13 protein-coding genes and 1 pseudogene are annotated in these 11950 nt (G+C 45.7%); 6 read left to right on the top strand and 8 right to left on the bottom strand.

The features are described 5' to 3' along the window. Nucleotides 1-49: 49 nt before the first annotated feature. Together NSS87_RS04470 and NSS87_RS04465 are read right to left on the bottom strand one after the other, a co-directional pair. Nucleotides 50-604: a pyridoxamine 5'-phosphate oxidase family protein gene (locus tag NSS87_RS04470; RefSeq protein ID WP_042185093.1), complete on the bottom strand. Its 555-nt coding sequence runs from the start codon at nucleotides 602-604 to the stop codon at nucleotides 50-52. A gap of 865 nt (nucleotides 605-1469) precedes the next feature. Further along, nucleotides 1470-1952, bottom strand: coding sequence for a GyrI-like domain-containing protein (locus NSS87_RS04465; protein WP_339245080.1), 483 nt, complete (start codon nucleotides 1950-1952; stop codon nucleotides 1470-1472). Nucleotides 1953-2105: 153 nt separating this feature from the next. Here NSS87_RS04465 and wrbA point away from each other — a divergent pair, with 153 nt between their 5' ends. Beyond that, on the top strand, nucleotides 2106-2747 hold the full coding sequence (wrbA, locus tag NSS87_RS04460; RefSeq protein ID WP_076299112.1) for an NAD(P)H:quinone oxidoreductase type IV: 642 nt from the start codon (nucleotides 2106-2108) through the stop codon (nucleotides 2745-2747). 82 nt (nucleotides 2748-2829) lie between these two features. Here wrbA and NSS87_RS04455 read toward each other — a convergent pair whose 3' ends face one another. From NSS87_RS04455 to NSS87_RS04435, 5 genes and pseudogenes are all read right to left on the bottom strand, one after another. Continuing rightward, complete coding sequence (locus NSS87_RS04455; RefSeq protein WP_339248429.1) at nucleotides 2830-3822, bottom strand: Gfo/Idh/MocA family oxidoreductase; 993 nt, start codon at nucleotides 3820-3822, stop codon at nucleotides 2830-2832. Between the two features lie 51 nt (nucleotides 3823-3873). Further along, nucleotides 3874-4227: a DUF1648 domain-containing protein gene (locus NSS87_RS04450; protein ID WP_339245077.1), complete on the bottom strand. Its 354-nt coding sequence runs from the start codon at nucleotides 4225-4227 to the stop codon at nucleotides 3874-3876. A gap of 34 nt (nucleotides 4228-4261) precedes the next feature. Then, nucleotides 4262-4553 (bottom strand): annotated as a pseudogene (locus NSS87_RS04445) (nucleoside triphosphate pyrophosphohydrolase). Between the two features lie 37 nt (nucleotides 4554-4590). Then, on the bottom strand, nucleotides 4591-4986 hold the full coding sequence (gene mutT / locus NSS87_RS04440) for an 8-oxo-dGTP diphosphatase MutT (protein ID WP_339245075.1): 396 nt from the start codon (nucleotides 4984-4986) through the stop codon (nucleotides 4591-4593). 168 nt (nucleotides 4987-5154) lie between these two features. Further along, nucleotides 5155-5868 (bottom strand): YceI family protein, encoded by a 714-nt coding sequence (locus NSS87_RS04435; RefSeq protein ID WP_339245073.1) that lies wholly within the window; start codon nucleotides 5866-5868, stop codon nucleotides 5155-5157. 149 nt (nucleotides 5869-6017) lie between these two features. Here NSS87_RS04435 and NSS87_RS04430 point away from each other — a divergent pair, with 149 nt between their 5' ends. The 4 genes from NSS87_RS04430 (at nucleotide 6018) to NSS87_RS04415 (ending at nucleotide 10386) form a co-directional block, all read left to right on the top strand. Continuing rightward, nucleotides 6018-6698, top strand: coding sequence for a response regulator transcription factor (locus tag NSS87_RS04430; RefSeq protein ID WP_042193322.1), 681 nt, complete (start codon nucleotides 6018-6020; stop codon nucleotides 6696-6698). After that, a complete protein-coding gene (locus NSS87_RS04425) occupies nucleotides 6686-8101 on the top strand; it encodes a HAMP domain-containing sensor histidine kinase (protein ID WP_339245070.1) in 1416 nt (471 codons plus the stop codon). The genes NSS87_RS04430 and NSS87_RS04425 overlap by 13 nt, the downstream gene beginning before the upstream one ends. Before the next feature lie 69 nt (nucleotides 8102-8170). Beyond that, the gene (locus NSS87_RS04420) at nucleotides 8171-8662 is read left to right on the top strand and encodes a hypothetical protein (RefSeq protein WP_042185078.1); all 492 of its coding nucleotides are present in this window, start codon (nucleotides 8171-8173) and stop codon (nucleotides 8660-8662) included. Nucleotides 8663-8928: 266 nt separating this feature from the next. Next, nucleotides 8929-10386: an amidase family protein gene (locus NSS87_RS04415; RefSeq protein ID WP_042185076.1), complete on the top strand. Its 1458-nt coding sequence runs from the start codon at nucleotides 8929-8931 to the stop codon at nucleotides 10384-10386. 85 nt (nucleotides 10387-10471) lie between these two features. Here the strand turns inward: NSS87_RS04415 and NSS87_RS04410 are convergent, their stop codons facing one another. Then, nucleotides 10472-11029: a DUF1273 domain-containing protein gene (locus NSS87_RS04410; RefSeq protein WP_042185074.1), complete on the bottom strand. Its 558-nt coding sequence runs from the start codon at nucleotides 11027-11029 to the stop codon at nucleotides 10472-10474. A gap of 176 nt (nucleotides 11030-11205) precedes the next feature. On the opposite strand from NSS87_RS04410, the gene NSS87_RS04405 reads away from it, so the two are divergent. Next, on the top strand, nucleotides 11206-11874 hold the full coding sequence (locus tag NSS87_RS04405; RefSeq protein WP_339245066.1) for a hypothetical protein: 669 nt from the start codon (nucleotides 11206-11208) through the stop codon (nucleotides 11872-11874). Nucleotides 11875-11950 lie beyond the last annotated feature (76 nt).

Raw genomic sequence — 11950 nt, 5'->3', positions numbered from 1 at the left:
TGACGAATGTGAAACTTTATATACATGAACCTAGGATCACCATGTCCGCTTAGTTTTTTTGTCCAAGGGGTGTCGGTAGCCCGTCTATACTTGTGGTGTTCTTCTCTTGTCTATATTCTTTCAGACCTGCTTCGCCCTTTTGGATAGACCAACGTTGTAACGTCTCTCGCTCACCATCATAACTCATGAATGGGACCGAAAATCCGCAGGAAGTCTGTACCTTATGAACATCAATTAAAATGATCTGTCTAGCTCCAGGCAGAGGTGTAAAAATAGGGTACAGTGCTTCCCATTCTGATGAACCAGGCAGGATTACTGTCCCTGTTCCATACAGTCTCAGAATATTCGGCGGTCCTTCAAACGCACAAAACATAACCGTCACTCTTCCATTTTCCAGCAGATGTGCGCTCGTCTCATTACCACTACCGGTCATATCGAGATAAGCCACTTGATTAGGAGACAAAATCCGCAAACAATCATGACCCTTAGGTGAAAGATTAACATGCCCCTCTTCAGATAGCGGCGCTGACCCTACGAAAAAAAGATGCTGCCGAAGAATAAACTCCTGATGTGCAGGTAATATAGCCGTGAATTGTTTTCCCATTTGGTGTTCTCCGTTTCGTTTTGGTTTGTGTGTGATTTGTTTGGTGGGACTGTCATGCTCCATCGAACATATTAACTAAACCAGCTACTTCAGCTACACTTCCTTAGTTCAACTCCATCAAAGCTCATCCACTTCACTCACTCAAACAGCTACATCGTCTACTTCACTCCATAAAAGCTCATCGACTTCACTTGCTCCATCTACTTCCAAACGGTTTGGAGCATCATTAGGGTAAATGAAGGGTATTTCTGCCCCTCTTTCTTGCTTTTTGGGCTCTTTGAGGCAAATGTAGGGTATTTTTACCCCTCTTTCTTGCTTTTTGGGCTCTTTCCGGTAAATGTAGGGTATTTTTACTCCTCTTTCTCGCTATTTGGGATCTTTGGGGCAAATGTAGGGTATTTTTACCCCTCTTTCTTGCTTTTTGGGCTCTTTCCGGTAAATGTAGGGTACTTTTGCCCCTCTTTCTTGCTTTTTGGGCTCTTTCCGGTAAATGTAGGGTACTTTTGCCCCTCTTTCTTGCTTTTTGGGCTCTTTGCGGTAAATGTAGGGCATTTCTGCCCTTGAAGATTGCTACTTCAGCTAGACGCAGCTAATGTGGGAGATTTTTACCGTTCTGTTGCACCACTTCGGCCTAACACAGCGAATGGTACGAAATTTTTACCGTTTACTGGTTAACGACACATCCGCATTTAAATATGAAGCGTATTTACTCATTCCTTCTATTGATATATATTCGTTTTATTCGTTGAGTAACCCTTCACCCTCACCCAAGGGATTCAGCTCATCCGCGAAAAAAGGAACTGCCTCTCGGCAGCCCCAAATCCCCACGAAACATTTCTTTTAGCTAAAATATCTTTCACCCGATCTACTCAATCGCAATATAAATCTCAACCTGCGTGTTAGCAGGATCAAAATTCCGCGAATCATAAATTTCAAAATCGCCCGTGTAAGTTCTTACCTCTGTAGATGCCTTAAAATAAGCCCAAATATCCCCCCATGCTTGCGAGACTACTTCAAATACCGGACCTTTTTTCGTCGTAAAAACCATATACTTGCTCTCCGGAACAGCCGCACTCACGATGCCTCTATCCGCTAAATATCTCTCCCCAGCCACTTCATGCCCAATCACAACGGTATAAGCTCCTGACGCATCACTCTCATAATCTGTATACAAGGCATAGATATACTCAGGCTTAACCGTATCCATCTGCCCCGCAATATTACTTTGGAAATACGTTTCCCACAGCCGCGATAAGCCCCCATCGGGACCCATTTCTACTTCATTTGTCGTACGTATGCTAACCCCAGCCAATGTCATTTTCGGTTTTTGTGCAAAATAAGTATTCATTATTCTCCCTCATTTCCTGTAATTGAGTTCAGTATACACAAGGGAAGTGGACATCTGTCTGTCCAGTTAGAGCAGAATTATCGATTTGGGTTATAAAAGCATCAATGGGGTAATTAATAGTATGGAACTACACTCGAAGGGAATGACTCCAGCATGTCAAAAATTAAATTAGCCGTCATCTACTACAGTGCCACAGGAACTAACTACCAGCTAGCACAGTGGGCCGCGGAAAGCGCCGAGAAAGCAGGAGCTGAGGTAAAACTGCTGAAGGTGCAGGAGCTGGTTCCCGAGGACAAAATTGCGGCAAATCCGGCGATGAAGGCCCTGGCTGAGAAGACAAAAGATATCCCAGTCGCAACACCCGACGATATTGTCGAGGCCGATGCGATTATTTTCAGTTCTCCAACCCGTTACGGTAACATTGCTTCTCAAATGAAGCAGTTCATTGATACAACCGGAGGGATTTGGGGCAAAGGACTCACCGTAAACAAAGTCGTCAGCGCCATGAGCTCAGCACAGAATCCACATGGAGGACAGGAAGCAACGATCTTGGCACTCTACACATCGATGTATCACTGGGGAGCGATTGTCGCAGCACCAGGTTACACAGATCCCGTCACATTTGGAGCGGGAGGCAACCCGTACGGAACAAGCGTCAGTGTAGATGGAGACGGTAAAATGATCGAAGAGCAGGATCGGATCCGTGATGCTGTTTTTCATCAAGCGAAGCGCACCGTTGAAGTGGCCGGCTGGGTCCAAGCAGGCAAAAGTAAAAACGCCAATAGTCAGAACTAGACTTCCACCTATCGTTCGATATAGCAAACACCCCTCGGAGCTACCTTGTAGCGTGTAAACCGAGGGGTGTTGTTTATTTTATTTACTCTCCAGGATACTTAAGACCCCACTGCGCACGTATTTGATCCAGCAGTTTCAGAATCGCTAACGATTCATCCAGTGACATGACTGGGCTTTCTGTTAGCCCTGCTTGTAGACAACGGCCTACTTCCTCTGCTTCAAAACAATATCCAATAGAAGCTCGATCATCCACAAAGCTCTCTACCTTCTCATCCCCTATATAAAGCGAAGCAGATTTCGGGTTCACTAACGTCCCTTCAACAATTATACGACCCTCTGTTCCAAACACATGCGCTTCCTCCAGCATATTAAGACGAATGCCGCCGTTCAACGAAGCGGTTTTTCCATTGCCATAATTCAGCAGCATGGAGAAATGCTCGTCCACTCCAGTCTCACCAATATGCACCGTACTGGAGATAGATTCAGGATGAGGTCCAAACACCATCGAGGCAAAAGAAACCGGATAAATCCCAACATCCAGCAGCGCGCCTCCGCCCAGCTTCGGATTCAGCAATCTGCTTTCCGGATTCCAGTCGGTGCGAAATCCTAAGTCTGCCTTCACCAAGCGAACTTCACCGATTCTACCCTCGGCGATCCATTCTCTAACCTTCACAATCGCCGGGATGTAACGACTCCACATGGCCTCCATCAGGAACAGCTTATGATCTCTAGCGTAGGCCACCACTTCTTCCAATTCTCCGCTATTCACGGTAAAAGGCTTCTCACATAGGACAGCTTTGCCTGCACGTAGCGCCAATAATGCATTTTCTTTATGAAAAGGATGTGGCGTTCCAATATATACCGCGTCTACATTCGGGTCATTTACCAATTCCTCATAAGTAGCATAAGCATGTGGTACTTCATGATCCCTCGCGAATTTATCTGCACTTTCCTGTGAACGCGAACCCACGGCATATGCCACGCCATTGCTGGCGTGAGCTAAATCAGTAACAAACTGATGGGCAATCCAGCCTGTACTGAGAATTCCCCATCTTACCTTGTAAGCGTTATCCATTTTCATATGCATGTTCCTCCTAATCCTTCTGCTAAGTCTCTTTTAATTCTATCAGACCATTCTAATAAATGTATAGGAACTGATGCCAGCAAACACCACCGTCACCACCAAAATAGCAATATTCCAGATCCTGCTCAAAGCCGCTGAATGCTCGTTAGAACTCTGAATAAACGCTTTTTGCAAAAGGAACTGCAGGAGTTTCATGATTATAAATCCCAAACATCCAAGCCCGCTTTGCAAAATAACCACCAGACTAGACTTACTTACAAATCTATCAGCCATGTTCCCATCGTAATGGATCGGGACCCTATCAGGCATTTTGGAATATAGGAATAAATAAATAGCTACAGGAATTAAGGCTACCACACCGCTTAAGATCATCATCAGTTTGGTTTTGGACAACATTAATAACCTCCTTATACGGAACAATAATCTCTAGTTATTCTCCTTCCACTTCAATCAAAAATATCCGTTCCTTAAATCCACCACGACTTTCAGCTTTCTCCGCACGAAGCTCCTCCAGCTCTGCGCTATTACTTCCATGGGTCTCCGCCAGCGCTTGAATTACTTCCAGCATGTCGGCAAGCTCCTCTAGAGCTTCTTCATTACTCACTGCCCGAAAATACTCCTCCGACTCTTCTTTCAATTTTTTACGTAGTTCAGTTATGTATTCTTTGGGAAGCTATCAGGTTGGGAATTCCGTCACGCACTAGCTTTTCATATATGGGCACTTAAGTTCTTCCCTTCTACTTGATGTTCGGACTGCCTTCACACTTGATCTGACCCCACCACTAGCCGTGCTACAAAAGGAATATCTGCAGGAGCAAAAGTGAACTGACCGAGTGTAGTTGGAAACACCCACCTATATTCATCGTGATCGACAAGTTCAATTACACCTCCCAGATATCGGGCTTTCCAAGCAAACAGTCTGATCTCGACACTTCCATAGTTGTGCTCGTTCACGCCAAAGCTTTCATAGGGAAGGATTGTTATCCCCATCTCCTCCTGAAGCTCTCTTTGCAGACAATCTGCGATGCTTTCATCCTGCTCTATTTTGCCGCCAGGAAATTCCCACAGACCTGCCTGAGATTTACCTTGCCTGCGCCGAGCAATAAGAATCTGTCCTTCTTCATTATGTATAATCGCTGCCGCCACCTGGATCACAAGGAACACCTCCTTTATTGCTATTTATTAGACAGATACTTCTATTAAAACATACATTTCATTCCAAACCAAAGAGACTCTCCCAAAAGCTATTAGGCCCGGGAAAGTCTCTTCCGTACAGTTTCTCTATAAATTCACAGCAAAGTCTTCTTTACGGAAAGACTGCTGCTATTTCTTCAGCACAAGCTCTAATCGGACCTCAAGATTGTTCTCCGTATCCAGCACAACGGTGTGTGGATTGCTTAAGCCAAAATCAGAAAAAGCCACTGTAGTTGTACCCGACAGCATCAGCTGTCCACCACTGTACGCTGCTTGAGACTGGAAGGTAACATCCTTTTCTACACCCTTCACTGTAAGCGCTCCTTGCATTTCAACCGGCACAGTTGCTCCTTCGGTCCATTCCGTTGGCAGCTCCGAGAATGATTTCACTACAAACGTAGATTGCGGAAATTCCGTAACGGCTAGAAAGTCTTCCCCTTTTACATGCTCATCTCTTTGACCATTGCCAGAGTCCAGAGCGCTCATATCTACTGACCCTTCTCCAACCATCGAAGTAGAATCTTCTATATTAACTTTCCAGGTACCTTGAACTTTGTTATCCACGAAGTTTACTGTTTCTTTAGAGGTGGTTACTGACCAATATACTTTAGAAGCATCCGTAACCGTCCAATCACCGTTTAATTGATCGGCTGTGACCGCCATACCTACTGGTGCTCCAGTGTTAGTCGTGCTTTCTCCATTACCGGCAGTTGTAGCTTGCCCTGGAATCACGGACTCGATCTGTACATTATTGCCCAGCGATTTATCCAGCAATGTATAACCTGTGACTACTCCTACGATAATGACTCCGGCAGCGATCAAGGCTATTCTTTTTCTCTTCATCCTGTTCCCTCCAATATTCAAAATATTCTGTATATTTTCAAGCTCGTCCCTCATTCTAACAAAGCAATAAGTCGGGAAGAAGTCAGAGCAGAGCGAGCTATGATGTGTTAAACTTGTCGTAATTTTATAGATTGGAGGACCACCACATGATGAGATCCATTCTAATTGTTGAAGATGAGGAAGCTATCTCCAGGGTCCTCAGTGCCTATCTGAAAAAAGCAGGCTTCCATGTCACCCGTGTAGCCGACGGACGTGCTGCGCTGGAGTCTTTTGCTATAACACCTCCCTCATTAGTATTACTCGACATCATGCTGCCAAACATGGACGGCTTTGAACTGCTAAAGCTGATCCGTGAAAAAAGCAGCTGTCCCGTGATCATGCTCACCGCAAGGGACGGGATCAATGACCGACTAGCTGGTCTCGACGGTGGTGCGGATGATTATATGTCTAAGCCCTTTATTCCTGAGGAAGTGGTGGCACGGGTGAATGCTGTATTACGCCGTCCTTCGCAGTGGTCCGATGGCAGCCGCAAACGGCATTATGGCAGTTTGTTTATCGACTTTACTGCACGAGCTGTCTTTTTAAACGGGGTTGAGCTGAGTCTTAGTCCACGCGATATGTCGGTCATGTTATTTCTGGCTGAAAGACCTAATCAAATATGTACTCGCGAGCAATTAATAGAACATGTCTGGGAGATGGATTACGAAGGAAGTGACCGGGCCGTGGACTTGTCTATCAAAAGACTTCGCCAAGCGCTGTCGCATTGGCCAGTAGATGAGGGGGAAATCCGTACCCTGAGAGGAACAGGATATCAATTATGGACAACCTAAAGAAAAGCAGCCCCAAACGTACTTCGATTCTCTCCTATTGGACGATTCGTTACCTGCTCATCATTAGTGTTGGCCTCCTGCTAACTGCACTAACGACGTTCTGGTGGATCCAACAAGAAGCTATGAGTAACCGGATGCAGACTACTGGATTATTAGCACAGGAGATTGCCGACCGGAGCGTAAATCGTGAGGGTTCAATAGAGATCAGCCAAAATCTTGGAATGCTCATTGAAGACCGAAAACGATTCTTCAAGTTAACCGTAGAAATGTGTGTAATCATTACGGATCAGCAAGATCAGATGCTGTTCTCTATGCCACCACTAACTGAAGATGAGATGAGGCATAAACTTAATGATAGTCTTAACGACTCTCGCAGTCCGGAGTTCAAAGCTGCAGTAGCGTCCATAAAATCGGATGGGGAAACGCTGGGACAGGTGATTGTCCTTCAATCCAAGAAATCGCTGCGGCATATTCCGCAGGAGGAGATCATTTTTTTCTCCATTCTGTTGCTATTTCTAATCATATTAAGTTGGCTAACCATTTACCTCTTGTCTCGTAAACTGGCAAAACCGATCCAGAAAGTAGCCAAAGCAGCCGCTCAAATCAGCCATGGCCGTTATGATATTGTTCTGGATAAGGACGCCAAAGAACGAGAAATCCATGAACTGATGTTATCTTTTGAAGAGATGGCAGGCAAGTTACAACAATTTGAGCAGTCCCGTGCGGTTATGTTAGCCGGTGTATCCCATGAACTAAAGACACCAGTGACCTCTATTAAAGGCCTAATCCATGCCGTTCGTGAAGGGGTTGTCGAAGACGATGAAGCTATGGAATTTCTAGATATTGCTTTGCAGGAAGCTGGACGATTGCAACGTATGGTTGCCGATCTTCTGGATTACAACGCACTGACTGCAGGAATCGTTTCTGTCCGTCACGATCGACTGGATGCCGTGCCACTGTTATCCGAAATCGTGTATCAATGGAAGCTGACACAAGCGGATGAAGTCGAGGAGCCTGTGCTCCATATGCCAAGAACTCCCTTATTTTTGCGTGGGGACCCGCTTCGCATCCAACAAATCATCGTCAATTTACTTAATAACAGTGTACAAGCCAAAGCCCCAGACCGAATGGTGCAGCTTACAGTAGAGTTGCTTGAACAGCAAGGTCATGGCATGGCGGAGATTCGTGTTCAGGATAATGGGCTGGGCATCTCATCGAATCATAGTGAGCACGTCTTCGAGGCTTTTTTCCGAGGTAGCGACAAACAGAGCACACTACGTGGTCTGGGACTCGGTCTCACCTTCAGCCGTCTTTTGGCCGAATCTATGAACGGAAGCCTTGTGCTTGAGAAGCACTCCGGGGAAGGCTGTACCTTTGTGCTGTCTCTGCCGCTTGATCACTAAAAAATAGTCTGCGGGCCATCGTCATGGTATAATCATGTGCACAATCACACCGAAAACCGGAGGCTGTATATGCTTACTTTTGAACAAAAATTAGCGATTCTCGACTCTTACCCCCAACTGGAACGTAAAAACGTATCCCTTGGGCGCGTGAACTATCACTACGAGGAAAGCCAGCATGATAAGAAAACCGTTGCTTACCATCTGCATCCTAATGGGAATGGTTATGTGTTCGCAGGCTTATTGCGGGGCTATGAGGCAGATGATAAGGGCTTTGTGAACATTCGCGACTACTCGGAAGCCGAGCTGCGGAGTCTGCTGGATGCCTCCATCACCTCACTGTCTATCTACATTCCAGACGCCCCTGTAGCCAGCAAAAGAAAGAAAAAGGCTGCGGCTGCCGCCGACTCACTCTGGACTAATGATGAGGGCCATACACTGACTCTAAAGCTTGAGGATGATTTATGGTATGTCTATGCCGACCTTAATCTAGAAATGGCCTTTGAGACCCTTGAGGAAGCTAAAGAATATTTAGCGGAAGAGGGATTTACAGCGCAGGAGTAAGCAGGGGTAATAATAACTCCTATCAGAAAAAAATAAAAAGAGGTGTCCTAACAGCCATTTATTTTGGCCATTTGGACACCTTTTTTCAGTTGCGCGCTTGCAAGCTCTACCCAAAACTTCGCTAATAAAAAACATTAATAGCCCCTCTAACTACCGAGACCATCATTCAATAATTTGTAGTATAAAAAGAATACTACCACTAATACCCAAATTATGGTTAGATGAAGGGGAAGCTATATCCTAAAGGGAAAGAAGCGTGAACGCACATGAGTTTTGAAATCGTAGAAGCCACTATACCGGAGATCCAAGCTGCATTAGAAGCCGGAGAACTTACGTCAAAACAACTAGTTCTCATGTATTATGAACGCATAGCTGATCATGACAAAAATGGCCTGACGATTAACTCTGTGCTGGAGATCAATCCTGATGCATTATTTATCGCAGAATCTCTAGATGTTGAACGTACGATCAACGGCTCCCGGGGACCCCTGCACGGCATACCTGTGTTATTGAAGGATAACATCAATACAGGGGATAAAATGCATACTAGCGCAGGCTCGCTGGCTTTGGCGAATTCTTTTGCCGGAGAAGATGCGTTTATAGTTACAAAACTGCGTGAAGCCGGAGCAATCATTATGGGTAAAGCCAATATGACCGAATTCGCCAATTTTATGACAACCGGCATGCCCTCCGGCTACAGCTCCCGCGGCGGGCAGGTCCTTAATCCCTACAATATATCTACACCAACAGGTGGCTCCAGTGCTGGTTCTGCGGTAGCTGTCGCTTGTAACTTTTGTACAGTCTCTGTTGGCACAGAAACCTCGGGATCGATCCTTAACCCCGGTAACTTAGGCTCCATTATTGGCATTAAGCCAACCGTTGGACTGCTCAGCCGTTCGGGAATCCTTCCGCTATCCAATACACAAGATACTGCTGGCCCTATGGCCAGAACCGTTCGTGATGCTGTTTTGCTGCTAAACGCAATGCTTGGCAATGATCCTCAAGATGCAGCAATGGGAACGAATATAGGTAGAATCCACGAAGATTACACTGTATTTCTAGACGAGAATGGCTTGCAAGGCGCGCGTATAGGTATCCCGCGTGATTATTATTTCGAGGAGCTGACAGAAGAACAACTTGCACTGTTCAATGCTTCCGTAGATAGAATGAGAGAGCTTGGAGCTACTATTATTGATCCTGCGGATATTAAGACCGCCCGGGAAATTAGTTATTCTTCGGTGGTATTGAATGAATTCAAAACAGCCTTGAACGCTTATTTATCTCGCTTGGGCCCTGGGGCACCGATGCGAACCTTAAAGGATATTATAGATTTTAACCATGCACATCCTGTGGAGACTTTAAGATATGGTCAAGCTACGTTAATAGATGCGGAATATACCTCTTCCGGCACACAAACCGAACCAAAGTATTTGCTGCACCGTGCGACTGACCTAAAACTATGTAAGGAAGAAGGCATCGACGCCACTATGAAGGAGCACAATCTGGATGCCCTGCTGTTCCCCGCCGATTTCGGCGCCAGAATTACCTCCAGAGCAGGATATCCGTCCATCGTTGTGCCTTCCGGTTATACATCAGCCGGCGCCCCCTTCGGTGTAACGTTCTCAGCGAAAGCTTATCAGGAGCCTACACTCATCAAGCTCGCCTATGCTTATGAACAAAACTACAAGGTGCGAAAAGCACCATCGCTAAAGAGTTTTATCTGATCACTTCTTATATCAAAAAGCCCGTAAACGGTGATGGTCTCATTCACTGTTTACGGGCCTTTACTTTTCCAAAATCTACATATACTTACTCATAGTCACGTTGATTCTCTTCATCGGCAATATTCTGTATTTCATCAGAGTGAATTAGAAACAACTCATACTCTCCTTCAGCATGCAGCTTCAGCGCCCGCTCTTTAAAAAACTTCGGACTCCCCTCCGCCGCATCCTCATCATAAAAGAGCAATATTCCGTCACTTTTGCGGAACAACAAATCGTCTCTAGCCCGAAACTGCCAGCTACCGTCATAAGGAGCATTACTGACCGCCCCGAAGAAATCCGCACCCGCAATAATACGCCGATACTCGTTCTGCTTTTCTTCTTTCCATTTCTCTTCCTGTCCGGTATGCGCTGTAATGATCCCAAGCTTTAAGTCCGGATATTGCAGCTTAAGTTCGCTCACCACTTCGCATGCCCACAGATCCACACCATACTGGCCGGGCGTAATCACCCATTCCACGCCTTCTTCGATCAAAGGTTTTAATCGGTTAGCTAGTGCCTTTTTGATATAAGGAATCCCTAGATGCTTATTGTCAAAAATACCGAGCTCGTGCGCACGATACCCCGTTACTAGTAAAGTCTTCATGTGCTGCCTCTTTCCTGAACGTTGGCTTATCCTTTAAGTCTGCATATTTGTTCATTATATAACATTTGCATATTTCATTTCTTTAGGCAAACTCTCAGCGGAAATTAAGCAAACTTTCAGAACTGTTTGTTATATTTCTCCTAATCTATCTTTAACCTACTAAGGAGGAATAAAAAATGAGAAAGTTCGTTCCTATTCTAATATCTGGAGGCCTACTCGCTTCTCTATTATTGGCTGGCTGCAGCGCGAATTCAGAGGCCGAAGAAACAACTGCTGCAAATAACCAAGCAGACAGGGGTTCAGCAGCCAAACAACCACAAGCAAACGGCGATCAACAGAATGGCGGACCTAATATGTCCATGAATTTCGGTAAGATTAAGAGTGTAAGCGATACTACCCTTACCATCTATAAATCGGACATGTCTATGCCCCGACAAGGTGCTGGAGAAGGTGACGGGCAGAACAGTCAAGGCGGTACCCCACCGGAAAGACCTGATGGCGATCAAAGTACAGGAAATGGCGCTGCGCCCGAGGGTGGGATGCCACAAGGGGAAATGCCGGAAGGTGGCGGAGGACAAGGCGGTGGGCTACAGGGAGGTAGAATGCAGCAAAGCTTCTCCGATGAAACCACAGACATTACGATTGATGCGGATACTAAAATCGTAGCGGTTACCTTCGACAATGGCACGCGTCAAGAAAATGCGATCACCTTAGCAGAACTGAAGGCTGATGATATTATCCAATACACACTTAAATCAGATTCCACCGTGGCGGAGAGCATTATATTAAGTAATGGCAATCCGGGTGGAGCTACTCCAGATGACAGCGCGAGCAGCAGCAGCTAATGAAATGCTGCACCACAAAAAAAAGATCTTCGGGGACAAGCTGGTTCCCCGGAGATCTTTTTATATATACTATGAA

The organism is Paenibacillus sp. FSL F4-0243 (assembly GCF_037963295.1).
Classification (GTDB): Bacteria; Bacillota; Bacilli; order Paenibacillales; family Paenibacillaceae; genus Paenibacillus_AQ.
Note: the sequence above shows the minus strand (reverse complement) of the source record. Positions and strands in the feature narration are given on the sequence as shown.

Excerpts from the sequence above, each read along its gene's own strand:
- NSS87_RS04450 (WP_339245077.1), bottom strand. The coding sequence starts at position 4,227 with ATGTTGTCCAAAACCAAACTGATGATGATCTTAAGCGGTGTGGTAGCC.
- NSS87_RS04455 (WP_339248429.1), bottom strand. The coding sequence starts at position 3,822 with ATGGATAACGCTTACAAGGTAAGATGGGGAATTCTCAGTACAGGCTGG.
- NSS87_RS04470 (WP_042185093.1), bottom strand. The coding sequence starts at position 604 with ATGGGAAAACAATTCACGGCTATATTACCTGCACATCAGGAGTTTATT.
- NSS87_RS04405 (WP_339245066.1), top strand. The coding sequence starts at position 11,206 with ATGAGAAAGTTCGTTCCTATTCTAATATCTGGAGGCCTACTCGCTTCT.
- NSS87_RS04465 (WP_339245080.1), bottom strand. The coding sequence starts at position 1,952 with ATGAATACTTATTTTGCACAAAAACCGAAAATGACATTGGCTGGGGTT.
- NSS87_RS04415 (WP_042185076.1), top strand. The coding sequence starts at position 8,929 with ATGAGTTTTGAAATCGTAGAAGCCACTATACCGGAGATCCAAGCTGCA.
- wrbA (WP_076299112.1), top strand. The coding sequence starts at position 2,106 with ATGTCAAAAATTAAATTAGCCGTCATCTACTACAGTGCCACAGGAACT.
- NSS87_RS04410 (WP_042185074.1), bottom strand. The coding sequence starts at position 11,029 with ATGAAGACTTTACTAGTAACGGGGTATCGTGCGCACGAGCTCGGTATT.
- NSS87_RS04435 (WP_339245073.1), bottom strand. The coding sequence starts at position 5,868 with ATGAAGAGAAAAAGAATAGCCTTGATCGCTGCCGGAGTCATTATCGTA.
- NSS87_RS04420 (WP_042185078.1), top strand. The coding sequence starts at position 8,171 with ATGCTTACTTTTGAACAAAAATTAGCGATTCTCGACTCTTACCCCCAA.
- NSS87_RS04430 (WP_042193322.1), top strand. The coding sequence starts at position 6,018 with ATGAGATCCATTCTAATTGTTGAAGATGAGGAAGCTATCTCCAGGGTC.
- NSS87_RS04425 (WP_339245070.1), top strand. The coding sequence starts at position 6,686 with ATGGACAACCTAAAGAAAAGCAGCCCCAAACGTACTTCGATTCTCTCC.